19 protein-coding genes and 1 pseudogene are annotated in these 24,274 nt (G+C 66.6%); 7 read left to right on the top strand and 13 right to left on the bottom strand.

Annotation, left to right across the window (positions count from 1 at the left end; all coding sequences use genetic code 11):
• Positions 1-191: 191 nt before the first annotated feature.
• The 4 genes from GGD62_RS28580 to GGD62_RS28565 form a co-directional block, all read right to left on the bottom strand.
• Positions 192-2,516 carry a xanthine dehydrogenase family protein molybdopterin-binding subunit gene (locus GGD62_RS28580; protein ID WP_183711480.1) on the bottom strand — a complete coding sequence of 775 codons (2,325 nt, stop codon included), beginning with the start codon at positions 2,514-2,516 and terminating at the stop codon, positions 192-194.
• Between the two features lie 126 nt (positions 2,517-2,642).
• Positions 2,643-3,746: a S1C family serine protease gene (locus GGD62_RS28575; protein ID WP_183711478.1), complete on the bottom strand. Its 1,104-nt coding sequence runs from the start codon at positions 3,744-3,746 to the stop codon at positions 2,643-2,645.
• A 169-nt stretch (positions 3,747-3,915) separates the two neighbouring features.
• The gene (locus tag GGD62_RS28570; RefSeq protein ID WP_183711476.1) at positions 3,916-4,791 is read right to left on the bottom strand and encodes a dihydrodipicolinate synthase family protein; all 876 of its coding nucleotides are present in this window, start codon (positions 4,789-4,791) and stop codon (positions 3,916-3,918) included.
• Positions 4,792-4,847: 56 nt separating this feature from the next.
• Positions 4,848-5,813: a VOC family protein gene (locus GGD62_RS28565; protein WP_183711474.1), complete on the bottom strand. Its 966-nt coding sequence runs from the start codon at positions 5,811-5,813 to the stop codon at positions 4,848-4,850.
• 184 nt (positions 5,814-5,997) lie between these two features.
• On the opposite strand from GGD62_RS28565, the gene GGD62_RS28560 reads away from it, so the two are divergent.
• Complete coding sequence (locus GGD62_RS28560; protein ID WP_183711472.1) at positions 5,998-6,864, top strand: S1C family serine protease; 867 nt, start codon at positions 5,998-6,000, stop codon at positions 6,862-6,864.
• Positions 6,861-7,232 (top strand): response regulator transcription factor, encoded by a 372-nt coding sequence (locus tag GGD62_RS28555; RefSeq protein ID WP_183711470.1) that lies wholly within the window; start codon positions 6,861-6,863, stop codon positions 7,230-7,232. The genes GGD62_RS28560 and GGD62_RS28555 overlap by 4 nt, the downstream gene beginning before the upstream one ends.
• Here GGD62_RS28555 and GGD62_RS28550 read toward each other — a convergent pair.
• The 4 genes from GGD62_RS28550 to GGD62_RS28535 all read right to left on the bottom strand — a co-directional run bounded on the left by GGD62_RS28550 (position 7,227) and on the right by GGD62_RS28535 (position 12,223).
• Complete coding sequence (locus GGD62_RS28550) at positions 7,227-8,297, bottom strand: HAMP domain-containing sensor histidine kinase (RefSeq protein ID WP_183711468.1); 1,071 nt, start codon at positions 8,295-8,297, stop codon at positions 7,227-7,229. The genes GGD62_RS28555 and GGD62_RS28550 overlap by 6 nt on opposite strands.
• On the bottom strand, positions 8,284-8,976 hold the full coding sequence (locus GGD62_RS28545) for a response regulator transcription factor (RefSeq protein ID WP_018317258.1): 693 nt from the start codon (positions 8,974-8,976) through the stop codon (positions 8,284-8,286). Before GGD62_RS28545 ends, GGD62_RS28550 begins: the two co-directional genes overlap by 14 nt.
• Before the next feature lie 100 nt (positions 8,977-9,076).
• Positions 9,077-9,559, bottom strand: a complete 483-nt coding sequence (locus tag GGD62_RS28540) for a hypothetical protein (RefSeq protein ID WP_018317259.1) — start codon at positions 9,557-9,559, stop codon at positions 9,077-9,079.
• Between the two features lie 327 nt (positions 9,560-9,886).
• Positions 9,887-12,223: a Tex family protein gene (locus tag GGD62_RS28535; protein ID WP_183711466.1), complete on the bottom strand. Its 2,337-nt coding sequence runs from the start codon at positions 12,221-12,223 to the stop codon at positions 9,887-9,889.
• A 1,201-nt stretch (positions 12,224-13,424) separates the two neighbouring features.
• On the opposite strand from GGD62_RS28535, the gene GGD62_RS28530 reads away from it, so the two are divergent.
• Entirely contained in the window at positions 13,425-14,894 is a 1,470-nt protein-coding gene (locus GGD62_RS28530) for an amidase (protein ID WP_183711464.1), read from the top strand.
• Between the two features lie 176 nt (positions 14,895-15,070).
• On the opposite strand, the gene GGD62_RS28525 is transcribed toward GGD62_RS28530, so the two are convergent.
• Complete coding sequence (locus GGD62_RS28525) at positions 15,071-15,391, bottom strand: hypothetical protein (protein WP_018317261.1); 321 nt, start codon at positions 15,389-15,391, stop codon at positions 15,071-15,073.
• Positions 15,392-15,507: 116 nt separating this feature from the next.
• On the opposite strand from GGD62_RS28525, the gene GGD62_RS28520 reads away from it, so the two are divergent.
• Both GGD62_RS28520 and GGD62_RS28515 read left to right on the top strand, forming a co-directional pair.
• Positions 15,508-16,416, top strand: coding sequence for a PaaI family thioesterase (locus GGD62_RS28520; RefSeq protein WP_183711462.1), 909 nt, complete (start codon positions 15,508-15,510; stop codon positions 16,414-16,416).
• Between the two features lie 67 nt (positions 16,417-16,483).
• On the top strand, positions 16,484-16,849 hold the full coding sequence (locus GGD62_RS28515) for a hypothetical protein (RefSeq protein WP_179734997.1): 366 nt from the start codon (positions 16,484-16,486) through the stop codon (positions 16,847-16,849).
• On the opposite strand, the gene poxB is transcribed toward GGD62_RS28515, so the two are convergent.
• From poxB to GGD62_RS28500, 3 genes and pseudogenes are all read right to left on the bottom strand, one after another.
• Complete coding sequence (gene poxB / locus GGD62_RS28510; RefSeq protein WP_183711460.1) at positions 16,846-18,582, bottom strand: ubiquinone-dependent pyruvate dehydrogenase; 1,737 nt, start codon at positions 18,580-18,582, stop codon at positions 16,846-16,848. The two genes, GGD62_RS28515 and poxB, sit on opposite strands and share 4 nt — an antisense overlap.
• 110 nt (positions 18,583-18,692) lie before the next feature.
• Positions 18,693-19,325, bottom strand: a complete 633-nt coding sequence (locus GGD62_RS28505) for a 2-dehydro-3-deoxy-6-phosphogalactonate aldolase (RefSeq protein WP_183711458.1) — start codon at positions 19,323-19,325, stop codon at positions 18,693-18,695.
• A gap of 1 nt (position 19,326) precedes the next feature.
• Positions 19,327-20,252 (bottom strand): annotated as a pseudogene (locus GGD62_RS28500) (2-dehydro-3-deoxygalactonokinase).
• A gap of 214 nt (positions 20,253-20,466) precedes the next feature.
• On the opposite strand from GGD62_RS28500, the gene GGD62_RS28495 reads away from it, so the two are divergent.
• A complete protein-coding gene (locus GGD62_RS28495; RefSeq protein ID WP_183711557.1) occupies positions 20,467-21,564 on the top strand; it encodes an LLM class flavin-dependent oxidoreductase in 1,098 nt (365 codons plus the stop codon).
• A 58-nt stretch (positions 21,565-21,622) separates the two neighbouring features.
• A complete protein-coding gene (locus GGD62_RS28490) occupies positions 21,623-22,192 on the top strand; it encodes a flavin reductase family protein (protein ID WP_018317268.1) in 570 nt (189 codons plus the stop codon).
• A 161-nt stretch (positions 22,193-22,353) separates the two neighbouring features.
• On the opposite strand, the gene GGD62_RS28485 is transcribed toward GGD62_RS28490, so the two are convergent.
• Positions 22,354-24,222 (bottom strand): sigma-54-dependent Fis family transcriptional regulator, encoded by a 1,869-nt coding sequence (locus GGD62_RS28485; RefSeq protein WP_183711456.1) that lies wholly within the window; start codon positions 24,220-24,222, stop codon positions 22,354-22,356.
• Positions 24,223-24,274 lie beyond the last annotated feature (52 nt).

Genomic DNA, 24,274 nt, shown 5'->3' with positions numbered 1-24,274 from the left:
ATCCTCCGCTGTCGTCCCCGCGAAGGCGGGGACCCATAACCACAGGGAGATGTGGTTGCGGGGACTCGGAATTACCAGTTTTGCGCCAAACTCCTCCCTGTGGTGATGGGTCCCGGATCGGCGCGCGCTTGGGCGCGCTTGTCCGGGACGACAGCGGAGTGTGTGGCAGCAGCTAGCGCAATAACTCGACGCTAACCCGCCGCCTTCGCATCCCTGATCGCCTGCCAGATCTTCTGCGGTGTCAGCGGCGTATTGAGCTGGGTGACGCCGAGCTCGGCGAGCGCGTCCATCACGCCGTTGGTGACGCAAGGCGGGCCGCCGATGGCGCCGGACTCGCCGCAGCCCTTGGCCCCGAGCGGATTGGTGCGGCAGGGCGCGGAATCATCCAGCGTCACCACGATCGGCGGCACGTCGTCGGCGCGCGGGATGCAATAGTCCTGATAGCTCGCGGTGAGGAGCTGGCCGTCGGCATCATACGAGACGCCTTCATACAGCGCCTGACCGATGCCCTGCGCGACGCCGCCATGGATCTGCCCCGTCACCAGCATCGGGTTCACGGCGACCCCGACATCGTCGACCGTGGTGTAGCGCACGACCTTGGAGACGCCGGTTTCGGGATCGATCTCGACCTCGCAGATATGCGTGCCGTTCGGCCAGCTCGGACCATCGACCTCGCCCTCGGAATCGACGCTGAGCTTGGCGCCGCTCTCCTTTTCGGCGATGTCGAACAGGCTGATGCGGCGGTCGGTGCCGACCACGGTCAGCATGCCGCCCTGATATTCGATGTCCTCGACCGAGGTCTCGAGCACGTTCGCCGCCTTCTCGCGCGCCTTCTGGATCAGATCGTTGGAGGAGACCGCGACCGCCGTGCCGCCGACGAACAGCGAGCGCGAGCCGACGCTGCCAAAGCCCATCGCGAGATCGGTGTCGCCTTGCACGACATCGATCTTGTCCATGGCAATGCCGAGCGTGTCGGAGATCATCTGGGTGTAGGTGGTCTGCAGCCCCTGCCCCATCGCCATGGTGCCGGAATGCAGCACGACGCGCCCTTGAGAGGTCGCGTGCAGGCTGACCTTCTCGGTATGAGCGCGGCCGCCGGTCCATTCGATGTAGGAGGTGAGGCCGCGGCCGTAGAGCAGGCCCTTCTTCTTCGCCGCCTTCTTGCGCGCGGCAAAGCCGTCCCAGTCGGCCAGCTTCACGGCGCGGTCGAGCATGTGCGCGAAGGCGCCGGAATCGTAAACCTGGCCCGCCGCATTGGTATAAGGCAGCTGCGCCGGCTTGATGTAGTTGGCTTTGCGGATCGCGCGCGGATCGATGCCGATCTTTCGCGCGGCGGCGTCGAACAGGCGCTCGACGATGAAGACCGCTTCGGGCCGGCCGGCGCCGCGATAGGCACCGACGGGCGCGGTGTGGGTCATCACTGATTGCACCTCGAAATGCACCAGCGGCAGGTCGTAGACGCCGGTCTGCACGAACGGCCCGAGCACCAGCGGAATGATGTTCGCCGCACCCGAGGAGTAAGCGCCGGTGCAGCCGATCGACTTGACGCGATAGGCCAGCACCTTGCCCTTCTCGTCCAGCGCAAAGGACGCAGTCGAGGTGAGATCGCGGCCGTGGGTGCCGCCGACGAATTCGTCGGTGCGATCGCCGCGCCAGCGGATCTTCTTGCTCAGCTTGGTCGCGGCATAAGCGACGATGCCGTCCTCTGGATAGAGATTGGTCTTCTGGCCAAAGCCGCCGCCGATATCGCCGACCAGCACACGCACACTGTCCTTGGGACGCTTCAGCACGGCCTCGGCGAGCACGTCGCGGGTCGAGGCCGGGGTCTGCGACTGCACATGCAGCAGCAGACGGCCGGTCTTCTTGTCGATCTCGGCAATGGTCGAGCGCGGCTCCATCGCCGACGGCACGAGGCGCTGGCTGACGAGATCGAGCTCGACGGTGTGCGCGGCCTTGGCGAACGCTTCGTCCACCTTGGCGGCATCGCCGTAAGCCATCGCGCCGACGATGTTGTCCGGCGCCTCCGGCCACACCACGGGCGCGCCGGGCTTGACGGCCTCGACAGGGTCGACCACCGCAGGCTGCACGTCATACTCGACCACGATCGCCTCGGCTGCGCTCTGCGCCTCGACGCGGGACGACGCCACAACGGCAGCCACGGCCTCGCCGGCGTAGCGGACGACCTCATGGGCGAGCAGCCGGCGCGGCGGCACCGTCATCGGCTTGCCGTCGGGGCGCTTGAAGATGCTCAGCGTCGGGATGCTGCCGACATCGTCCTTGACGAGGTCGGCGCCGGTGTAGATCGCGGCAACGCCCGGCATCGCGGCCGCCGCGCTGGTGTCGATCGAGACGATCGTCGCATGGGCATGCGGCGAGCGCAGCACGTACAACCACAGGGCGCCGTCGCCTGGCTTGTCGTCGATGAATTGCCCCTTCCCGGTCAGCAGCCGCTGGTCTTCCAAACGCTTGACGGGCTGCCCCGCTCCGAAACGCAAATTGCCGGGAAGAATGTTCATTCCGTGGGGTCCTCGAAATCCGCAAAAACGACCGCGGCGGTTTTAACCGATTTTGCGCGCCAGACAACCGAGCCGCGACACATCTGCAATGCGCGTCTGCCCCCCTTGCGGGCGGGAAATTCGCCGTCAGGAACGCTCGATATCGATGATGCCTACATTGACGTCGCGGCTGTCCGAGCCGCGCTTGACCGTGAGGCGAACGGTCTTGCCCGCTCCGGCCTGCTCGAGCGCATCGGTCAAATCGGAAAGGCGCCGCACCGGCTTCCCTTCCACCGCGGTGATGATGTCTCCGACCGCTCCCGTCGAAAAGTTGACGCCGCGAATCCCCGTCCGCTCGGCGGGGCTGCCGGGGGCCGTCCGCACCACGATGACGCCTTCGACGCCAAGCCGCGTCGACACATCCTCGCCGGCGGCGACGATGCCGATGCCGGGCGTCGGCACGCGGCCGTTGCGGATGAGCTCGGGGACAATCCGGTTCACAACATCGACCGGCACGGCGAAGCCGATGCCGGCATTCGAGCCGGACGGCGATATGATCGCCGTAGTCACGCCGATCAGCCGGCCGGCGGAGTCCAGCAGCGGCCCGCCTGAATTGCCCGGATTGATCGCAGCATCGGTCTGGATGACGTTGGCGATCTCCCGGCCGCCATGGGTTGGAAGCCGGCGCTTGAGCGCGCTGATGATGCCAGAGGTCATCGATTGATCGAGCCCGAAGGGGTTGCCGATCGCAAAGGCGGATTGGCCGACCTTCAGGTCGTTCGAACTGCCGAGCGCCACCGGCTGCGGGAGCTCGCGCACGCTGCGGATCCTCAGCACCGCGAGGTCGTAATTGGGCGCCGTGCCGACGAGGTCGACCTGCGCGACTTCACCTGAGGCGAAGCGCACCGCGATCTCGCCACCATTGGCCACGACGTGATTGTTCGTCACGAGATGGCCCTCGCGGTCCCAGACGAATCCCGTGCCGGACGCGCCGCCGCCCTGGCCTTCCTCGCCCATGAGCGGACTCGCCGCCGATTTCACCGCCACCTGAACGACCGAGGGCGACACGCGTTCAAAGATGTCGATGGTCGCCTTTTCGCCATCGGACAGCGGGCCGCGCTGCTCGACGGCGCGTGCGGAGGGTGCCGCCCATGGGGCATAGGAGACCGGGACATGCAGGATTTTCGCGGCCGTGACGGCGAGCAGCAGGGCGGCGAAGGCTGCCGCGGCAATCGCGTAGCGACGATTCATGGGTGATCACCGTGTCTTGTGCTGAATGCGGGCTCTGAGATGCACATTGCATGGACAGAAATCGCTCACGCGGCAACGTCGCAAACGCTCGGAAGTTTCTCGATTGCGCAGGTTAAGACTTTTGGGGCTCCCGCACGAGCGCCGGGGCATATTGCCGCGTGGCAACGAGCTATGTCAGCTCGCGCAGCGCCGCCTCCACCACCTTGCGCGCATCGGCCGTCAGCGCCGCCTGCGGCGGGACGGGGTCGCCGACGTCGTAGCCCTGGATCGAAAGCCCGGCCTTGATGCAGGCGGCGAGATTGAAGCGGGCGAAGGCCTCGTTGATGCGCCACAGCCTGCGCTGCAGCACCATCGCCTCGTCCCAGCGGCCGGCCTTGCAGAGGTCGTAGAGCGCGACACTCTGGCGCGGGATGATGCAGGCCGGTCCCGCCATCCAGCCAAGCCCGCCGATCAGCATCACCGCGGCCGGGATGTGGGCGGAGGCCGAGAACACCCGCAAGGCATCGCCGCAGCGGTTCATGATCGAGAGCAGCCGGCCGGTGTTGGTCGAGGCGTCCTTGATGTAGCCGATGCGCGGATGCTCGGCGAGGCGCGCGATGGTGTCGAGGGTGAGGTCGGAGCGCTGGAATTGCGGGTTGGTGTAGATGACGACGGGAATGTCGACGGCGTCAGCGATGGCCCGGAAGTAGGATTCGATTTGGCCGTCAGTGAGCGGAAAATACGCTTCCAGGATCGCGAGGATGCCGTCGGCCCCATGCTTCTGGTAGGCTTTCGCCTGCGCCACCGCGTCCGCCGTCGAGGTCGAGGCGACGCCCGCAATCACAGGCACGCGGCCCCTCGCCGCCTCGATCGTGGTCTGCACGACCGCGGTGCGCTGCGCGGCATTGAGATAGGCGAACTCGCCGGTCGAGCCCAGCGGCGTCAGCCCGTGCACGCCGGCGCCGATCAGATCATCACAGAGCTTTGCGAGCACGTTCGTCCGCACTGTGCCGTCGGCATCGACGGGCGAGACGAGATAGGGGAAGACGCCGTTGAATTCGGACATGTCGGGGGCTCCGGAAGCTGGCACCCGAGGGGTCTTAGCAATGCCCGCCCCCGCGATCAAACCTTGAGCAAGCGTACCCGCGTGCCCCAGGGATCAATCGCCTCCACGCCGTCGGCAAGCGCCGTGACCTTCGCACCGCCTTTGCGCAGGCGCTCTTCCTGCGCGGCGAGCAGCTCCGGCTTGGCCATGACCAGCGAGAACCAGGCGAGACCCGTCATCTGGTCGTCGCGCTGGCCCGCGCCCTGGCTCTGCCAGACGTTGATGCCGAGGTGATGATGATAGCGGCCCGACGACAGGAACGCAGCGCCGCTGCGGCTGCGGGTCGGATCGAGGCCAATCGCGCCATGATAGAAGCCTCCGGCCTGCGCGAGATCGCCGACCCGCAGATGCATGTGGCCGATGCGCATTCCGTCCGGCGCCCTGGCGTAATCAGGCACGCGCGTATTGGTCAGCGACAACAGGTCGGGGATGTTGAGCTCGTCGGACGCCATCTTCACGCTGCCCTCGCTCCATTGCCATTGCGAGGGATCGCGGTCGGCATAGACCTCGATGCCGTTGCCTTCGGGATCGTCGAGATAGACGGATTCGCTGACGAGGTGATCGGCAAAGCCCGACAGCTTCACGCGGTGCGAGGCCGCGTGCACAAGCCAGCGCGCCAGGTCCTTGCGGGTCGGCATCAGGAAGGCGGTGTGGTAAAGGCCGGCGGCATTGCGCGGCTCGATTTCCGCATTGGGGCGGGCCTCCAGCACCAGCAGCGTGACGCCTGATGTGCCGAGCTTCGCCGCAGTCGCCGAGCGTTCCATCACCGTGAGGCCGATCACATCGCGGTAATAGTCGGCGACCTTGTCGAGATTCTTCACCCGCAGCGTCACCATGCCGACCCGCATCGGCGTTCGGCTGGCATAGGTCGGCCCGCCGCCCTGCGGGGTGCCCTCGGCCCGTGCGGCAGCTGCGGCGGCCATGGCAAGCGAGGTCGCGCCGGCGAGTTGCAGCAGGGTGCGGCGGGTGAGGTCGATGGTCATCGGTCAGGGCTCGCTGAAACTGGTTGAGGCCGTGCGGCGCAATGTCGGGCCGATTGCTACACGTTCCCGTGAGCGGCTCCCAATCACATGTTCGTCGGCCGTAACAGGCGGTGTCCTGACCACCCGGCCAGTTTCGCGATTCCCCGCGACATCCCAGATTGAGGGCAGCTTATAGGAGCCAGCTATGACTGACCCAACTCCCCTGTCCTCACTATCGTCCGCCCTCGCGGATGTGGTGGCGCGCACTGCGCCCGCAATCGTCTCTGTGCACTCGCATCGCTCCCGTGCGACCGGCTTCGTCTGGAAAGGGGGGCTGATCGTCACCGCCGACGAGGCGCTGGCCGACGAGGGCGAGGTCGAGATTGGCCTTGCCGACGGCAGCCGCGTGGCTGCCACGATCGCCGGCCGCGACCACACCACCGACATCGCGCTGCTGCGCACTGAGGCCGCTGCTACGCCGGTCAAGCTCGCAGCAACGGTCCCGCCCCTCGGCGCGTTGTCGATCGTTGTGGCCACCAACCGCGAGACGCCGAGTGCCGCGCTGGGGATGGTATCGGCGTCCGGCAGTGGCTGGCGCTCTCTGCGCGGCGGCGAGATCGATGCGCGGATCGAGCTCGATGTCCGCCTGCGCGGCAGCCAGCAGGGCGGCCTTGCGCTCGATGCATCGGGCGAAGCCTTTGGCATGGCCGTGCTCGGGCCGCGGCGCGTGCTGGTGATCCCGACGGCGACGATCGAGCGCGTCGCGGCGCAACTCGAGACGTGCGGCCGCATCGCGCGCGGATATCTCGGCCTCGGGCTCCAGCCGGTCCGGCTCGACGAAGGCATCGGCGCCATGGTGATGAATGTCGACAAGGCCGGCCCTTCGGCCGCGGCCGGCATCCGCCAGGGCGACGTCATTGTGGCAGTTAACGACCAGAAGCTGTCAGGCGTGCGCGCGCTGTCGCGAACGCTGGGTCCTTCGAGCGTCGGCGCGGTGGTCGACGTCGCGGCGCGCCGCGGCGGCGAGCCGATCAGCTTCAAGGTCACGGTCGGCGAGAGGCCGGAGGCGTGAGCGAGGACCGGACGCCGGAGATCGTGCTTGCCCTGGAGATCGACGATCCCGCCCTCGCCGATCGCCTGGCGGCCTTGCTCGGCAGCGTCGCCGGGCTTCGCCTTGCCGCGCCCGGCGAGGCTGCCACGGCGACCGTTGTCACCCGTGATCCGCGCGTGATGCCCGCCGACATCGCGCTGACGCAGCGCGAGCTCGACGTGCTGGCGCTGATGGCCGAGGGTGCCTCCAACAAGATGATCGCCCGCCGGCTCGGCATCTCCGTTCACACCGTCAAATTCCATGTCGGCTCGCTGCTCGACAAGCTGGACGCCACCGGCCGCACCGATGCGGTGGCGCATGCGGCACGCCGCGGCGTGATTGAGCTATGATGTCGCGGGGAAGCGGAGCTCGACCGTCAGGCCCGGCGCATTGTCATGCAGCGCTACGCCCGCACCATGAAGGCGCGCGACCGCGGCGACGAGGCTGAGGCCAAGGCCGTTGCCCGGCGTGTAGCGGCTCTGCTCGAGCCGGTAGAAGCGCTTGAAGACGTGATCGTGCTCCTCAGTGGGAATGCCCGGACCATCGTCGGCGATGGCGATCACCGCACCGCCATCGGCGCTGCGGCACGTCACGGTCACCTGCCCGCCTTTGCAGCCGTGCTTGATCGAATTGTCGACGAGATTGGCGATGGCATCGAACAGCAGGTCGCGATCACCGGTGATCGGCACCTCGCGGTCTCCGGCGAGGCTGAGGCGCGTTGAGACCTGCTCGGCGGCCGCGTCGTAGAGCTCGACGACCTCGCCGGCGATCTCGGCGAGATCGAGCGCACGGAAGGCGCCGGTGCGGGCGCGGCTCTCGATCTCGGAGATCCGGGTGATGGAGGCGAACATGCCGAGCACGGCGTCGAGATCGGCGATGGTGTCGCCGATCAGCGCGGCATCCGCCTCGCTGTTGCGTTGGTGGTGATAGGCCTTCTCCAGCCGGCCGCGCATCCGCGTCAGCGGCGTGCGCAGATCATGGGCGACGTTGTCGCTGACCTGCTTGACCTCACCCATCAGCGTCTCGATGCGGTCGAGCATCTGGTTGAGGTTCTCGGCGACGCGGTCCCATTCGTCATGGCTGCCGCGCAAGGGGATGCGCTGGTCGAGGCCTGAGAGCATGATGGCGCGGCTGGTGGCGTTGATCTCCTCGATCCGCCCGACCGTGCGCCGCGTCACCAGCACGGCGGCAAGCCCGGCGAGCACCAGCAGCAGCACGGCAACCGCCGCCATTGCAAGCTCGATCATCGCGGTGAAACCGCTGTGATCGCCGGCGTCGCCGACCCGGCTCTCCACATAGGCCAGCGTGCCGAAATAGACATAGGCCATGATCGCCGCGACGATCAGCCCGAACGCCGCGATCGCGATCAGCGCCAGGCGGAAAGTCGAGGAGCGGAGCGTCTTAACCAGGAGCACGGAGGCAATATCCGATGCCGCGGATGGTGTGGATCAGCGGATAGGCCTGGGCATCGTCGACCTTGCGGCGAACGCGACCGACATAGACGTCGATGATGTTGGTGGAGGGATCGAAATGCAGGTCCCAGACGTGCTGGAGCAGCATCGCGCGGGAGACGACGCGGCCCTCGTTGCGGACGAGATATTCGAGCAGCTGGAACTCGCGCGGCAGCAGCGGGATCTTGCGGCCGCGGCGGCTGGCGTTGCGCGCGATCAGGTCGATGGCGAGATCGCCGACCCGCAGCAGCGTCTCCTTGGCGATGGTCTCGCTGCGGCGGCCCAGCGCCTCGAGCCGCGCCAGCAATTCGGTGAAGGAGAACGGCTTGACGAGATAGTCGTCGCCGCCGGCGCGCAGGCCGCGCACGCGATCATCGACCTCGCCGAGCGCGGAGATGATCAGGAACGGCGCGGCAACGCCGTCGTCGCGCAATTGCCGCATCACGCTGATGCCGTCGATATCGGGCAGCATCCGGTCGATCGTGATCACGGCATAGTCGCGCGCGGCGCCGTGGCTGAGAGCTTCACGGCCGCTGGCTGCGAGATCGACGTCGTAGCCGGAGGTCGTCAATTCCTCGACGAGCTGGCCTGCTGTTTCCGGATCGTCCTCGACGACCAGGATGCGACGGTGACCTCCGGTCATGCAAAACTCCGCGCGACAATCGCCACCAGACTATCCCGTTCCGGGGCTGGACGGAACCGCCCGGTGGCGATCGCGACAATGGTGCGGTACGGCGATGCGACTACCAATAGTCTCCGCACACATTGACCCATTGCCATCCATAGGGCGTCCAGCTCCTGCGCCAGCAGCCATCGTTGTAGCCGGCGTAAATGAAGGGCGCGCCGAAGACGGCGAAACGACGGAAATGGTGATGATGGTGGAAGCCGCGATGGCCGTGCCAGCCGGCCCCGGCGAAACGCGGCCCGATCGCCGCATGGGCGAAGCGTGCGCCGCCAAAAGCGGGACCGCCGGCATGGGCGAAGCGTGCACCGCCAAAGGCAGGACCGCCGACATGGGCGAAGCGCGCACCGCCCATCCCGCCGGCGCGCATGCCGCCGAAGCCGCCTGCGTGCATGCCGCCACCGAAATGTCCACCGCCGCCGAAATGACCGCCGCCGCCGAAGCCGCCATGTCCGCCGCCGCCACGGGCGAGCACCGGTGAAGCGAGCGCCATCGCCGCGGCGATCGTCACCGCGGTGAGGCCTTTGAGAAGCCTGTTGTTCATCGAAGCATCCTCCTTGCAGTGCGGCGGTTAGCGCGTCGCACGAGGATGATCAGATGAGAGCAAGAGATCGGCGCCTTCAACTTACAAACGCGCCAGATTCTGACGCGAGTGTTAGGGAGGCGACGCTCTATCACTCCCTCTCCCCGTTCTTACGGGGAGAGGGTGGGGTGAGGGGCTGCTTCCGCGAATGTGATTTGAATTGAGGGCGTGTGTGGGAGCCGGGGGGACCATCGATTCGGCGCGCAGGTTGCCATGCCCCTCACCCGAAATCCGCGCTACGCGCGAATTCCGACCTCTCCCCGCAAAGGGCGGGGAGAGGTCAAGATGTCACGCCCGCTTGCCGTTGTTCTTCTCCGCCGCGCGGCGCAGCGCTTCGGCGAGGGCGCCGCCGCCGGAGGATTCCTGCTTGCGCGGTGCGGCCGAGGTCATGCGCGAGGGATTGCGCGCGCTGTTGTCGCGCTGCATGCCGGGGGCGTCCTTCTTGGCACCGACCTCGTCGTCGAGACGCAAGGTCAGCGAGATGCGCTTGCGGGCGACCTCGAAGTCCAGCACCTTGACCTTGACGATGTCGCCGGGCTTCACCACCTCGCGCGGGTCCTTGATGTAGGTCTTGGACATCGCGGAGATGTGCACGAGGCCGTCCTGGTGCACGCCGATATCGACGAAGGCGCCGAAGGCGGCGACGTTGGTCACGGTGCCCTCGAGGATCATGCCCTTCTGGAGATGCTTGATCTCCTCGACGCCCTCCTTGAACACGGCGGCCTTGAACGCCGGACGCGGATCGCGGCCGGGCTTCTCCAATTCCTTCAAGATGTCGGTGACGGTCGGCAGACCAAAGGTCTCGTCGACGAAATCCTTCGGCTTCAAGGTGCGCACGATCTCGCTGCTGCCGATCAGCGCCTTGATGTCGCTCTTGGTGGCGCTGAGGATCCGGCGCACCACCGGATAGGCTTCCGGATGCACGCCGGAGGCGTCGAGCGGGTCCTCGCCGCCGAGAATGCGCAGGAAGCCGGCGCACTGCTCGAACGCCTTCGGCCCGAGCCGCGGCACCTCCTTGAGCGCCTTGCGCGACTTGAACGGGCCGTTGGCGTCACGATGCGCCACGATGCTCTGCGCCAGACCTGAGCCGACACCCGACACGCGGGCAAGCAGCGGTGCGGACGCGGTGTTGACGTCGACACCGACGGCGTTCACGCAGTCCTCGACCACGGCATCGAGCGATTTTGCGAGCTTGGCCTGGCCGAGATCGTGCTGATACTGGCCGACGCCGATCGCCTTGGGCTCGATCTTGACGAGCTCGGCGAGCGGATCCTGCAGGCGCCGCGCGATCGAGACCGCGCCGCGCAGGGTGACGTCAAGACCGGGCAATTCCTCCGAGGCGAAAGCCGAGGCCGAATAGACCGACGCGCCGGCTTCCGACACCACGATCTTGGTCATCTTCAGCTCGGCCAGCCCCTTGACGAGATCGCCTGCGAGCTTGTCGGTCTCGCGCGAGGCGGTGCCGTTGCCGATCGCGATCAGCTCGACGCGATGCTTCAATGCGAGCTTGCCGAGGATCGCAAGCGACTCGTTCCACTGCCGCTGCGGCTCGTGCGGATAGATCACGGCGGTATCGACGACCTTGCCGGTGGCATCGGTGACGGCAACCTTGACGCCGGTGCGATAGCCGGGGTCGAGCCCCATGGTGACGCGGGTGCCGGCCGGCGCGGCCAGCAGGAGATCGCGCAAATTGGAGGCGAACACGCGCACGGCCTCGGTCTCGGCGGCGTTCCACAGCCGCATGCGCAGGTCGATATTGAGATGCACCTGGATCTTGGTGCGCCAGGCCCAGCGCACGGTGTCGATCAGCCAGCGGTCGCCGGCGCGCTTGAGGTCGGCGATGCCGAACCGCTTCATGATCTTCAGTTCATAGGCGCTGGGCACGCCCGGCGGCGGCGCCTCGGCCTCGGCCTGGATCTGCAGGTCGAGGATCTCCTCCTTCTCGCCGCGGAACATCGCGAGGATGCGGTGCGAGGGCAGCTTGGTCAGCGGCTCGGAGAACTCGAAATAGTCGGCGAACTTCTCGCCCTCGGTCTTCTTGCCGTCGCGCACCTTGGAGGCCATGCGCGCGTTGGTCCACATCTCCTCGCGAAGCGCGCCGATCAGGTCGGCGTCCTCGTCGAAGCGTTCGACCAGGATGGCGCGGGCGCCGTCGAGCGCGGCGGCGGCATCCGCAACGCCCTTCTCGGCGTTGATGAAGCCTTCGGCCACCACCTTCGGATCGTTGGTGGGCTCCGCCATCAGCTGGTTGGCGAGCGGCTCGAGGCCGGCCTCCTTGGCGATCTCCGCCTTGGTGCGGCGCTTCGGCTTGAACGGCAGATAGATGTCTTCGAGACGGGCCTTGCTGTCGGCGGCGAGAATGGAGGCCTCGAGCGCCGCATCGAGCTTGCCCTGCTCGCGGACTGATTCGAGGATGGCCTTGCGGCGATCCTCGAGCTCGCGCAGGTAACCCAGGCGCTCCTCCAGGGTGCGCAATTGCGCGTCGTCGAGCGCACCGGTCGCTTCCTTGCGGTAGCGGGCGATGAAGGGAACCGTGGCGCCGCCATCGAGCAGCGTCACCGTCGCCTCGACCTGCTCCGCCCGAACCCCAAGCTCCTGCGCAATTTTCTGGTTGATATTTGCCACGCGAGAATTCCTCTATCCAAGCACGCAACGCGGGGGCGAACCACCGGCCACGGGACGCCGCTTATGGACCAACCGGGGTTGATTCATCAAGGTACTGCGGCGGACCGTCGACAGGGGATTTTTTGTCGAACCGATGCGATCTCGCCACATTCGTGGGGACGGCGCGCGAACACCCTCGCGGATCCCGGATGCGCCTGCGCGGGCGATGACACCGAGTGTATGCGGCAGACACGGTGCCGTAGGGTGGGCAAAGGCGCACCGCGCCGTGCCCACCAAATTCAAACGCGGCACGAGATGCGTGGGTACGCTTCCGCCGTCGCTCTTCGAGCTATGGCGGACAAGTCGCTTTGCCCACCCACGACGCCGGTTGTGTGTTGCAGACATGCCTTCACCTCCTCGCGGCACTTCCGCCCGAGCTTTGCGCTCCGCATCGCGCCCTCAACGAAAGGGCGCAGGGAAGGCCGGGCGCCGGCTGGCGCCCGCGGGTCCGTCGTGCGATGAGATGCACACGCAATGCACAACGGATCAACAGGTGAAGCCGAAACGTCCGGCCTTCCCTGCGCGATGTTTGACGGCCTATGGCGCGCTCTCCCCGGAGACGAGTTCCTGCTTGCCTCCGTCACCTCACGGATTGGCGGCGCGCTTCGCCCGGTCGGGCTCGGCGCACCTCCGCAAGGCTTGGCTGTAGCAACGACAGCCAGGACCACGCGATTTGGCCGTACGCTTGAAGCGCCGTTCGTCCGCACGAAGCCTGGACCTCACGGGGGTCATCCCGCCCTGCTCCCTCCTCCCGTGCACGACGCTGCGCGTCCACCGCTCCCCGATCCGCGGCTCGTGACGACGTACGACCGCCCCTTTCGCCGGATCAGGATGGCCGACACATACGCCGAAACCGAATTTCGGTAAAGTGGAATATTTTTATGCGCGGCAATTGACAGCGGGCGACACAGCAAGGATGGATAGAGCGCCAGCGTAATCCGGGACGGTGCCGGATGCCGGGCGAGCGGCCCCGGATTACGCTAACGCTCCATCCGGGCTACAGGCTCCTCCGGGTTGCAACGATCGGACAACTGCCGGATTGGGATGACGCCGCCTTGCGACCTCTCCGCCCCGTGCAACCCTGCCCCTCGTGCCGGCTCAGTTGATTCAAGCGGTCCCTTGCGAAAAAGGTGGCGCCGCATCTTAAGGAGATCAGGACTTCATGACGTTGCCGATGAGCTGGACGGAATGGGCGCAGCACGATGGCATCGCGCTGGCGGGGCGTGTCCGCAAGGGCGAGCTGACGGCAAAGGAGCTGGCGCGCCAGGCTGCCGCGGGTGTCGCCAAGGTCAATCCGGCGCTGTCGGGCGTGGTCGAGCTGTTCGAGGACGTGATCGCCGATCCGGCCAAGGACGGCGCCAATCTCGCAGGTCCGTTCGCCGGCCTGCCGTTCCTGATGAAGGACCTCGGGCCGACCATGAAGGGCCGGCTGCAGGAAATGGGCTCGCTGCTGATGCGCGGCAATCGCGCCGCGGCCGATACGTTCCTCACCGGCAAATTCCGCCAGGCCGGCCTCAATTTGATCGGACGCACCACGACGCCGGAATTCGGCGTGTGCTCTTCGGCCGACAATCCCGCCGTCTACGTCACCCGCAATCCGTGGAATATTGACTACACCACCTGCGGCTCCTCGGCGGGCAGCGCCGCGATGGTCGCGGCCGGCGTGGTGCCGATCGCGCATGCGACCGACGGCGGCGGCTCGATCCGCATTCCCGCCGGCGTCAACGGCAATATCGGGCTGAAGGTCTCGCGCGGCGTGTTCTCGCTGGCCCCGCACATGTCCGACCTCACCGGCCTCGTCTCGATCCAGGGCTGCCAGTCGCGCAGCGTGCGCGACACCGCCGCCTTCGTCGATCATGCGCGGGGGCCCGCGCCCGGCGAGTTCATGCCGTTCTGGACCACGGCGCAGCCTTATTTCGAGATGATCAAGCGCGATCCCTCGAAGCTGCGCATCGCATTGTCCCATACATGGGGCAACTACACCGCGACGCCCGAGATCGCAGCCGAGTTGGAGAAGGCCGGACGCTTCCTCGAAGGCCTCGGCCATCACGTCGACTATGCGCTGCCGGAGATCGACCTTCCCGCTGCATTCGAGGCGCAGACCACCTGTTACATCTCGAACTTCGCCGTGGTGATCTCCAACATGCTCGCCGCCCGCGGGCTGGAAAGACCTCCGGAGGATCTGATCGAGCCGATGAACATCCGGATCTGGGAAGCCGGCCGGCACACCAGTTTCGCCGAGCGTGCCAAGATGCAGGGCGTATTCAACACCACATCGCGCGGCTTTGGCGCCTTCTTCGAGCAGTGGGACGTGATCCTGACGCCGATCACGGCGCTGCCGACACCGAAGGTCGGCACCAGGGAATATCTCACCATTTCCGATAATCCTGATGTGCGCGACTGGTTCGACAATCTCTGGCGCTTCTTCGCCTTCACGCCGCTGGCCAATCTCTGCGGCATGCCGGCGATCTCGATGCCGATGGCGACGCAAGACCACGGCCTGCCGCTGGGCATCCAGGCCATCGCCAAGCAGGCCAATGACGGCCTGCTGCTGCAACTCGCCGCCCAGATCGAGCGCGCGCTCGACGGCAAGTGGAACGGCGGCAAGAAGCCGAAGGTGCATGTAGGCTGAGGCTTGGCTGTTTGTTTCAGCCTTGCGCTTGCGGCCATCCTTCGAGACGCCCGCCGTTGGCGGGCTCCTCAGGATGAGGTCTGATTTCGCAGCGATATCTTAGACCCTCATGGTGAGGAGCGCCGCATTGCGGCGCGTCTCGAACCATGAAGGCCGACGCAGTCGCACCACCAGCTTCAATTCTTCACCGCCGGGATCTCCTCCGTCACCGGCTGCTGCTGGCCCTGCCGGTACATCGCCAGCGCCTTGTCGAGGGCTTCGCGCAGCGCCAGCGCGGCGGCCACGCTGCAGCGCAGGTGCGCGGTCTGGATCACGTCGACCCTGACGGCGGCGCCGACCGGCATCAGGAGGTTCGCGGCGAGCTCGATCTGGATCGCGCCGTTGTGATGACCGAAGCAGGACGCGCCGTCGAAATAGATGATCGGCGCCCGCTCCGAGCTGGAGCTCGAAATGGTGACGGGCCCCTGATTGTTGGCAGGCGTTTCGGGGTCGGCCATGGGCGCTCCTTGCGGCTAGTCGGCGAACGGAGCGCCCACCATCGGTGCTTCGGCCCGCTCTGTCGAGGCCAATTCGGGGTTTTGCGCGGCGCCCGACACTGGTCTAGAACGTCCCCATGAGCACCATACCGACCACGCTCCCATTCGAGGAACTCGCCGACGCCATCCAAGGCCGCCGCTCCGATTACGGCCATATCAGCGGGCTCCAGCTCGACCGCTTTGCACCAGCTGAGGCCTGGTCGAGCCTGCCCTACCGGCCCGTCTTCGTCGGCGACACCGAGACCGGCGTGCTGCATGGCGGTGTCGTCACCGCGATGCTGGACGAGAGCTGCGGCATGGCGGTGCAACTTGCGCTCGACGGCACGCGCGCGATCGCAACCCTTGACCTGCGCATCGACTATCAGAAGCCGGCGACGCCGGGCCTCGACATCAAGGCGCATTCGGTGTGCTACCGCACCACGCGCTCGATCGCCTTCGTGCGCTCCACCGCCTATCAGGAATCCGAGGACGATCCGGTGGCGACTGCGACCGCCTGCTTCATGATCGGTGCCAACCGCACCAACATGCTCGCCGACCGCAGGATGGATGCGCGCAGCATCCCGGTGCTGGAGCCGCCGGAAGATCCGGATGGCCCGTTCGCGCGCAGCCCGTTCGCGCGCGCTCTCGGCATCCGTCTCAACGACGACGGTACGCTGACGATGCCGTTCTCACCGAAGATAATCGGCAACCCGATCCTGCCTGCGATCCATGGCGGCATGACCGGCGCCTTCCTCGAGACCACCGCGATCATCGGCGTCGCGCGCGAGCTCGGCGCCGCCGCGCCGCCCAAGCCGATCGGGCTCACCGTCAACTATCTGCGCTCCGGCCGTGCGCTCGATACGTTTGCCAACGTCTCGATCGTGAAGCAGGGCCGGCGCATCGTCGCCTTCGAGGCGCGCGCCTGGCAGGACGATGCGGACAAGCCGATCGCCACCGCCTTCGGCCATTTCATGCTGCGCCCGACGCCCGGAAGTGACGAGGAATAAGCGCATTTTGACTTGACGGCCGCAGCCCCGGCCACAACGATAGCACGTCCCCGCGAGAGGTATTGGATTGCGGCATCCGCTCGACATCGTCGCCATGTTCGCCGCACTCTGGCTGCTGGCCTCGATGATGCTCGACGCGTTGACGCCGAAGGAGCTGACCGCGATCATGATCGGCGTGGCGATCGGACCCGCGATCGTCATCACCGCCGTGTTCTACTACCTGCGCTGCCCGCGAACGGACTTTGCGGTGATGTTCGCGGCGCTCTGGCTGATCTCGGACATCGCCATCGCCTTCGTCTCGCCGAAGGAGCTGCCGCACTTCCTGATCGTGCTCGGCTTCGTGCCGGCCCTGCTGATCGGCTCAGTGATGCACTGGCAACGCTTCCAGAACCGCCACGAGCGACTGCCCGCGCCTTCGGTGAAGCGGGGCTAACGCGGCAATAGGTTCGTCTTCGCGAGATCGAGCACCTCGTCGCCGCGGCCGTTCATCACCGCGCGCAGGACCCAGAGGCTAAAGCCCTTGATCTGCTCGGGCGTGATGGTCGGCGGCATCGACAGCTCCTGCTTGGCGGTGACGACGTCGAGCAGCGCCGGGCCGTCATGGGCCAGCATCTCCTTGACCGCACCGGGGAGCTCGCCGGGGTCCTCGACGCGTTTGGCGAAGATGCCCATGGCGCGCGCCATCGCGGCGAAATCGGGATTCTCCAGGTCGACATTGGTGTCGACGAAGCCCGCGGCCTTCATCTCCAGCGCGACGAAGCCGAGCACGCCGTTGTTGAAGATCACGATCTTCACCGGCAGCTTCATTTGCGTCAGCGTGATCAGATCGCCCATCATCATGGTGAAGCCGCCGTCGCCGGAGAGCGAGATCACCTGGCGGCCGGGCTGGGCGGCCTGCGCACCGATCGCCTGCGGCATGGCGTTGGCCATCGAGCCGTGCACGAAGGAGCCGACCAGCCGGCGGCGGCCGTTCATGTCGAGATAGCGCGCGGCCCACACCGTGGGCGTGCCGACATCGGCGGTGAAGACCGCATCGTCGGATGCGTGGTCGCTGATGACTTTTGCGAGATATTGCGGGTGGATCGGCTTGCTTCCCGGCGTGCCTTTGGCCAGCGAATCCAGGCCCTCGCGCGCCTTCTTGTAGTGCGCGACGGCGTCGTCGAGATGCTTGCGCTGCGTCTTTGCTTTCAGCAAGGGCAGCAGCGCCTCGATGGTCAGCTTGACGTCGCCGACGAGGCCGAGATCGATCTTGCAGCGTCGTCCCAGATTTTCCGGGCGGATGTCGACCTGCGCGATCTTCGCATCGGTCGGAAAGAATTGCTTGTAGGGAAAATCGGTGCCGAGCATCACCAGGGCGTCGCAGGCGTGCATGGCGGCATAGCCCGAGGAGAAGCCGATGAAGCCGGTCATGCCGACGTCATAGGGATTGTCGTACTCGACATGCTCCTTGCCGCCGAGCGCATGCACGATCGGACTCTTCAGCGCTTCGGCGAGCTGCATCAGGGGCGCATGCGCGCCGGCGCAGCCGCGGCCGCAGAACAGGGTGACGCGCTCGGTGCCGTTGAGGAGTTCGGCGAGCGCCTGCAGCTCATCGGCCTGCGGCACCACCTTCGGCGCCGACAGCGCGAGTCCGCGCGTCGTCGACAGCGCGCGCTTGGGCGGGCTACGGAATGCGACGTCGCCGGGCATGGCGACGACGGCGACGCCGCGCAGGCCCACCGCCGCGCGGATGGCATTCTCCAGCACGTAAGGAAGCTGGCTCGGGTCGGACACCAGCTCGCAATAATGGCTGCACTCACGGAACAGGTTTTGCGGATGGGTCTCCTGGAAATAACCGCCGCCGATCTCGGCGGTCGGGATCTGCGCCGCGATCGCCAGCACGGGAACGCGGCTGCGATGCGCGTCGAACAGGCCGTTGATCAGATGCAGATTGCCGGGACCGCAGGAGCCCGCGCACACCGCAAGGCTTCCGGTCATCTCGGCTTCGCCGGCGGCGGCGAACGCGGCGACCTCCTCGTGGCGGACATGGATCCATTCGATCGTGCCGCGGCGGCGCAGCGATTCGGTCAGGGCGTTCAAGCTGTCGCCGACGATGCCGTAGATGCGCTTGACGCCGGCCTGCTCGAGCGTTGCCACGAACAGATCGGCCACGTTGTTGATCGCCATGTCGGTCTCCTGATTCAGCCAGTCACATAATGCGATGCGCAAAACGTCAGCATCGCGACACTATGTGGCACAATAGGCCATGTCAGGATCACGGCTAGTTTATTGTCCGTTCAATCTTTCTGAATTGCCCGATCGTAAGCCGCGATCGTTGCCTTCGCGCGCGCAGCGACATCGGCCGCGCTCATGCCGGGCTTGTAGAGGCTGGAGCCGAGCCCGAAGGCGGTGACGCCGCCCCCGATGTACTCCGCAAAATTCTGATCGGAGACGCCGCCGACCGCGGCGATCATGACGCCTGGCGGCAGCACGGCGCGGATCGCGGCAATGCCGGATGCGCCGAGCACGTTGGCCGGAAAGAATTTCAGGCCCGATGCGCCCGAGCGCGCCGCGAGCAGCGCCTCGGTCGGCGAGAACACGCCAGGCAAGGTCACCATGCCGTGCTGATGCGCACGCGCGAGCACCTGCGTGTCCACATTCGGCGAGACCATCAGCCTGCCGCCGACGTCGTTGAGACGATCGACATCCGCGGTGGTCAGCACCGTGCCGGCGCCGATCAGCACGCCTGAAGGCGCCTGCTTCACGGCCGTTGCGATGGAGCGGAACGGATCGGGCGAGTTCAGGGGAATTTCGATCGCGGTCATGCCGGCCTCGATCAGCACGGCGACGATCGCCTCGGTCTCCTCCGGCTTGACGCCGCGCAGGATCGCAACCAGCGGCCGCTTCATCGGCGGAAAGGGAACGCTCATCTCAAAAGTCCTTCTGCTTCGTCCAGATCGCGGCAGCCGCCATCGACAGGCCGCGGCGGACGGCCTCATCCGCGTCGACCGGAATTGCGTTGACCGACAGCGCCTCGAACGCCAGCCGGTACAGCATCGCAAGCCGCCCCGATGCAATCAGCTCGACGCCCGCTTGGGGAACGGGGCCGGAGAGCCCCGCCGCCAGTTCGGCGCCGATCAACGTGCCCGACAGCGTCTCGCGCGCCGCGGCCGGCGTGCCGCCGAACAGCAGCTGGCGCGAGCGCGCGCCGAACAAGTGATTGGCGACAAAGGCGGGCGCCTCATAGGCGGCTTTCACCGCCGCCTTGAAGCTCGCGACATCCTCGGCCTCGTCGGCGCCGGCGACCGCGAGCGACAGGATGGTCTCGCGCGAGACGGCGCTGAACAGCTCACCTGTCATGAAGGTGGAGAAGCGTTCGACCACGCCGTCCTTCACGCGCACCCATTTCGAATGCGTGCCGGGCATGCAGACCAGCGCCTCGCCCGCGGCCTTGAGGCCGAGCGCGCCGAGCAGCTGCGTTTCCTCGCCGCGCATCACGTCCGGCGCTTTTGTCTCGCGCTGCGCGATGCCGGGCAGGATGCGGATGTCGCGCGCTTCGCCGGGGACGCGCACGGCCTGTTCAGGATGGCCGCCAGCGGCGCCGGCGTGTCGACATAGCCGGCTTCGACCCAGCCGTTCCTGGCGCCGGCCATGCCGCAGACGAGAACCGGCAGATGATCCGGCGCCTCAATCGCCGCAAGATGCGATTGCAGCACGGCGGGAAAGCCGGTCTTCGCCGCGGCCAGCATGCCCTCGCCGCTGCGGCGCTCAGTCAGCACCTGGCCGGCACGATCGACCAGCCACAGCCGGAAGCTGCTGGTGCCCCAGTCCACCGCGACATAAGCGGGTTCGGTCATGCGAAACTGTCCTCGTCTCACGGCTGGGACGCCGTCTCGCGACAGTGAGACGACGTCTTGCAAGTCTGTGCCGAGATACCGGCTATTGCGCGGGCAAACCAGCCCTTTCTCCGCAATTCGAGGCTCCGCCGTGCTGGCACAGCGCTTGCTGAAGCCTTCCCACTCAACTCCGTCAACGCGCGACAAGACGCGTCAACATCAGATGAGGAAACCCATGGAGATCGGCTATTTCACGATGCCTTCGCATCCGCCGGAGTGCGGCCTGAAGGAAGGGAACGACTGGGACCTGCAGGTCATGCGCTGGCTCGACGAGCTCGGCTATCAGGAAGCCTGGGTCGGCGAGCACCACACCGCGCCCTGGGAACCCAATCCCACGCCGGACCTTCTGATCGCGCAGGCCTTGATGCAGACCAAGAAGCTTCGCATCGGGCCGGGCGGATTCCTGCTGCCCTATCACCATCCGGCCGAGCTCGCCAACCGCGTCGCGATGCTCGACCATCTCTCCGAGGGCCGGCTCAATTTCGGCGTCGCGGCGAGCGGCTTGCCGAGCGACTGGGCGATGTTCAACGTCGACGGCATGAGCGGGCAGAACCGCGACATGACCCGCGAGGCGCTGGAGATCATCCTGAAGCTGTGGACCGAGCCGGCACCCTTCACCCACAAGGGCAAGTTCTGGACGGTGACCAAGCCGGACACGATGTTCGACTTCCTCAAGCCCCACATCAAGCCGTTGCAGGCGCCGCATCCGCCGATCGGCGTTGCCGGGCTGTCGAAGAACTCGGACACGCTGAAGCTCGCCGGCGAGCGCGGCTTCATCCCGATGAGCCTCAACCTCAACCCGGCCTATGTCTCCAGCCATTGGGACTCGGTCGAGATCGGCGCCGCCAAGACCGGGCGCAAGCCGAACCGGCAGGACTGGCGCCTGGTGCGCGAGGTGTTCGTCGCCGACACCGACGAGGAAGCCTGGAAGCTCTCGACCGGCGACATGATGGGCCGGATGATGAGCGAGTACTTCCTGCCGCTGCTCGGCCATTTCGGCTTCAAGGATTATCTCAAGCACGCCCCTGATGTCCCCGACAGCGACGTCACGGTCGAATATTGCGCCAAACGGAACTGGATCGTCGGCTCGCCCACGACCGTCGCCGAGAAGATCGAGAAGATCTACGACGAGGTCGGCGGCTTCGGCGTGCTGCTGGTGTTCGGCTTCGACTACAAGCACAAGGCGGAAGCCTGGCACCACTCGCTCTCGCTGCTGAAGAACGAGGTGATGCCGCGCCTTGCGCATCTCGGCTCCGCGAAGAAGGCGGCTTGACGCTCAGCGGGTGCGGCGCAATCGTGTCGCACCCGCTTCTATCTTCGGAGATTTCCGCGTGACGGTCGACGCCAATCCTCTCGACGCAAAGGATTTCAAGCAGGCGATGCGCCAATGTGCCGGCGCCGTCGCGCTGGTCACGGTCGGCGCCGAGCACGGCAGGCGCACGGGGTTGACGGTGACGTCGGCCTGCTCGCTGTCGGACTCCCCGCCGTCGCTGATCGTCTGCGTCAACCGCAACGCCAGCGCACATGCGCGCATCCGCGAGGAAGGCGCGTTCGCGATCAACTTCCTGCACGAGGACCACGCCCTGCTCGCGCTGACCTTCAGCGGCCAGAAGGGCGTCAACGGCGACGACCGTTTTGCGTTCGGGCAATGGACGCGCGGCGCGACCGGCGCCCCGGTGCTGACGGATGCGGTCGCCGCATTCGACTGCGTGCTGGCGCAGGAGTTCGAGACGACAACGCATTCGATCTTCGTCGGTGAAGTGCGCGGCGTGTCGCATTTGGCGTCCGCAGCGCCACTGGTGTACCTGCGCAGCAGTTTTCACACGCCGCATGAGATGCGCGAAACGGTGACGGTCGGCGACCTCGATTCGCGGCATCTGAGCTGGACGGATTTTTCTTAATCGTCACTCTCGCTGCGAATACAGTATCGTAGGGTGGGCAAAGCGAAGCGTGCCCACGTACTGCAACATTCGGTTAGAGATGGTGGGCACGGCGCAAGCGCGCCTTTGCCCACCCTACGATTCCGAGCCAGCGGAGAACGCGCGCCACGTGCAGCTGAACGCTACTGCGCCGTCTCGATCTTCAACTGCTTGATCTTGCGATAGAGCGTGGCGCGGCTGAGCTTCAGTGCCCGGGCCGCTTCCGTCACGCGGCCGCCATGCTTGCGCAAGGCTTCCACGACCGTGGCGCGTTCGGCCGCTGCAAGATCCGGCTCCGCTGCCCTCCCTCCGAACGGCGGCAGATCCAGATCCGCCTCGGTGATGACCCCGTTCTCCGCCGTGCAACCGGCGAGCCGCAGCACGTGGCGAAGTTGGCGCATGTTGCCGGGATAGGAATAGGCCGAGAGTTGCGACCACGCCTGGTCCGAAAGCCTGCAGTTCGGCGCCTCCTCGCGCGCGATCTGGCGGATGACGTCGTCCCGGTCGGCACGCTCGCGCAAGGCTGGCAGCCGCACCTCGAGGCCGCGCAGGCGGAAATAGAGGTCGGCGCGGAAGCCGCCTTCTTCGGCCATGCGGCCGAGATCGCGGTGGGTGGCGCTGATGAGGCGGATGTCGACGGCCACAGGCTTGAGCGCGCCAAGCGGCCAGACCTCGCGGTTTTCCAGCACGCGCAACAAGCGAGTCTGCAGCGCGATCGGCATATCGCCGATTTCGTCGAGGAACAGCGTGCCGCCGTCGGCCTGCACGATCAGGCCCTTCGAGCCGTCGCGCCGCGCGCCGGTGAAGGCGCCGGCCTCGTAGCCGAACAGCTCGGCGTCGATCAGGCTCTCCGGCATCGCCGCGCAGTTCAGCGCCACATAATTGCTGCGCGCGCGGTTGCTGGCGGCGTGAATGGCGCGCGCGAACACATCCTTGCCGACGCCGGTCTCGCCATGGAGCAGCACCGGCAGATTGTGATCGCCGATGCTTCGGAGCCGCTTCACGCTTCTGATCAGCCCGGGATCGCGGCCGGCGAGCCGATGCAGGGCGTCGAAGCGATCGACAGGTGCATCGCGGCGCGGTGCGAGCGGGCGCGCCGATGATCTCGCCCGCAGCGGCGGCGCAACATGCCCTCGCCCTAACGCACTGCCATCGGCGCGGCGCAACTCGACCGTCTCGTCCGCGCCGCGGCCGGCATGATGATCGAACTTGACGTAGCGCGACAGATCGATGCCGGATGCGATCAGGCCGTCGGTGAGACCCAGCAGTGCGCGCGCCGAACGGCAGGCGCCGACGATGCGGCGATCGTCGTCATAGGCGAGCAGACCGCTGCCGCCGTCGCCCGGCACGGTCGCGATCCAGGCGTTGCGGAAATGACCGCGGAAGATCGCACCCTCCATGCGCCGCGTCGCCTCCATCGTCACCGCGAGCGCGAGCTGATGCGCAGCGCGCTCGAGATCCTCTCGGCATGAGGTGATGTTCACGGCACCGGCGAGGCGACCGGCCTGGTCGAACAGCGGCGCCACGGCGCAGGAGAACATGTGCCACTGCGCGCGAAAATGCTCGTCACGATGCACCAGGATCGGCTTCTGCTCCGCGAGTGCGGTGCCTAGCCCGTTGGTGCCTTCGAAAGCCTCGGAAAAATTCGAGCCGGTATAGACCTTCCAGCGCATGAAGATTTCAGTATCGGCCGGGCCGGGTAGCCGGCTCCACAGCATCGTGGCGCTGGGGTCAGCGAGATTGACGCAATAGCCGGCCTCGCGCAGCACCCGCGCGAGGTCTTCGAGCTCCGGCGTCGCAAGCTGGATCAGCTGCTCCATGGGTTCGGCGACATGCCGGACCTCGGCTTCAGTCAGCGTCTGCGGCGGTCCCTGCCGGGCGGGGTCGAGCTTGTGGCTGATCAGGCAGCGCCGCCAGGAATCGGCAATGCGCGAAGAGGCATCGACGTCGGCCAATTGATTGGCGACGGACAAGACACGGGCGACATGGTTCGAGGCCGACAGGCTGGCCATCGCGGAAGTCTCCACCCTGTATTATTGTGCAAAGTCTGGCACCACAGGCGGG

This window comes from Bradyrhizobium sp. ERR14 (assembly GCF_014198235.1).
Classification (GTDB): domain Bacteria; phylum Pseudomonadota; class Alphaproteobacteria; order Rhizobiales; family Xanthobacteraceae; genus Bradyrhizobium.
Note: the sequence above shows the minus strand (reverse complement) of the source record. Positions and strands in the feature narration are given on the sequence as shown.

Excerpts from the sequence above, each read along its gene's own strand:
- GGD62_RS28560 (WP_183711472.1), top strand. The coding sequence starts at position 5,998 with ATGACTGACCCAACTCCCCTGTCCTCACTATCGTCCGCCCTCGCGGAT.
- GGD62_RS28545 (WP_018317258.1), bottom strand. The coding sequence starts at position 8,976 with ATGACCGGAGGTCACCGTCGCATCCTGGTCGTCGAGGACGATCCGGAA.
- GGD62_RS28520 (WP_183711462.1), top strand. The coding sequence starts at position 15,508 with ATGAGCACCATACCGACCACGCTCCCATTCGAGGAACTCGCCGACGCC.
- GGD62_RS28570 (WP_183711476.1), bottom strand. The coding sequence starts at position 4,791 with ATGTCCGAATTCAACGGCGTCTTCCCCTATCTCGTCTCGCCCGTCGAT.
- GGD62_RS28525 (WP_018317261.1), bottom strand. The coding sequence starts at position 15,391 with ATGGCCGACCCCGAAACGCCTGCCAACAATCAGGGGCCCGTCACCATT.
- GGD62_RS28530 (WP_183711464.1), top strand. The coding sequence starts at position 13,425 with ATGACGTTGCCGATGAGCTGGACGGAATGGGCGCAGCACGATGGCATC.
- GGD62_RS28495 (WP_183711557.1), top strand. The coding sequence starts at position 20,467 with ATGGAGATCGGCTATTTCACGATGCCTTCGCATCCGCCGGAGTGCGGC.
- poxB (WP_183711460.1), bottom strand. The coding sequence starts at position 18,582 with ATGGCGATCAACAACGTGGCCGATCTGTTCGTGGCAACGCTCGAGCAG.
- GGD62_RS28565 (WP_183711474.1), bottom strand. The coding sequence starts at position 5,813 with ATGACCATCGACCTCACCCGCCGCACCCTGCTGCAACTCGCCGGCGCG.
- GGD62_RS28505 (WP_183711458.1), bottom strand. The coding sequence starts at position 19,325 with ATGAGCGTTCCCTTTCCGCCGATGAAGCGGCCGCTGGTTGCGATCCTG.
- GGD62_RS28540 (WP_018317259.1), bottom strand. The coding sequence starts at position 9,559 with ATGAACAACAGGCTTCTCAAAGGCCTCACCGCGGTGACGATCGCCGCG.
- GGD62_RS28575 (WP_183711478.1), bottom strand. The coding sequence starts at position 3,746 with ATGAATCGTCGCTACGCGATTGCCGCGGCAGCCTTCGCCGCCCTGCTG.
- GGD62_RS28580 (WP_183711480.1), bottom strand. The coding sequence starts at position 2,516 with ATGAACATTCTTCCCGGCAATTTGCGTTTCGGAGCGGGGCAGCCCGTC.
- GGD62_RS28485 (WP_183711456.1), bottom strand. The coding sequence starts at position 24,222 with ATGGCCAGCCTGTCGGCCTCGAACCATGTCGCCCGTGTCTTGTCCGTC.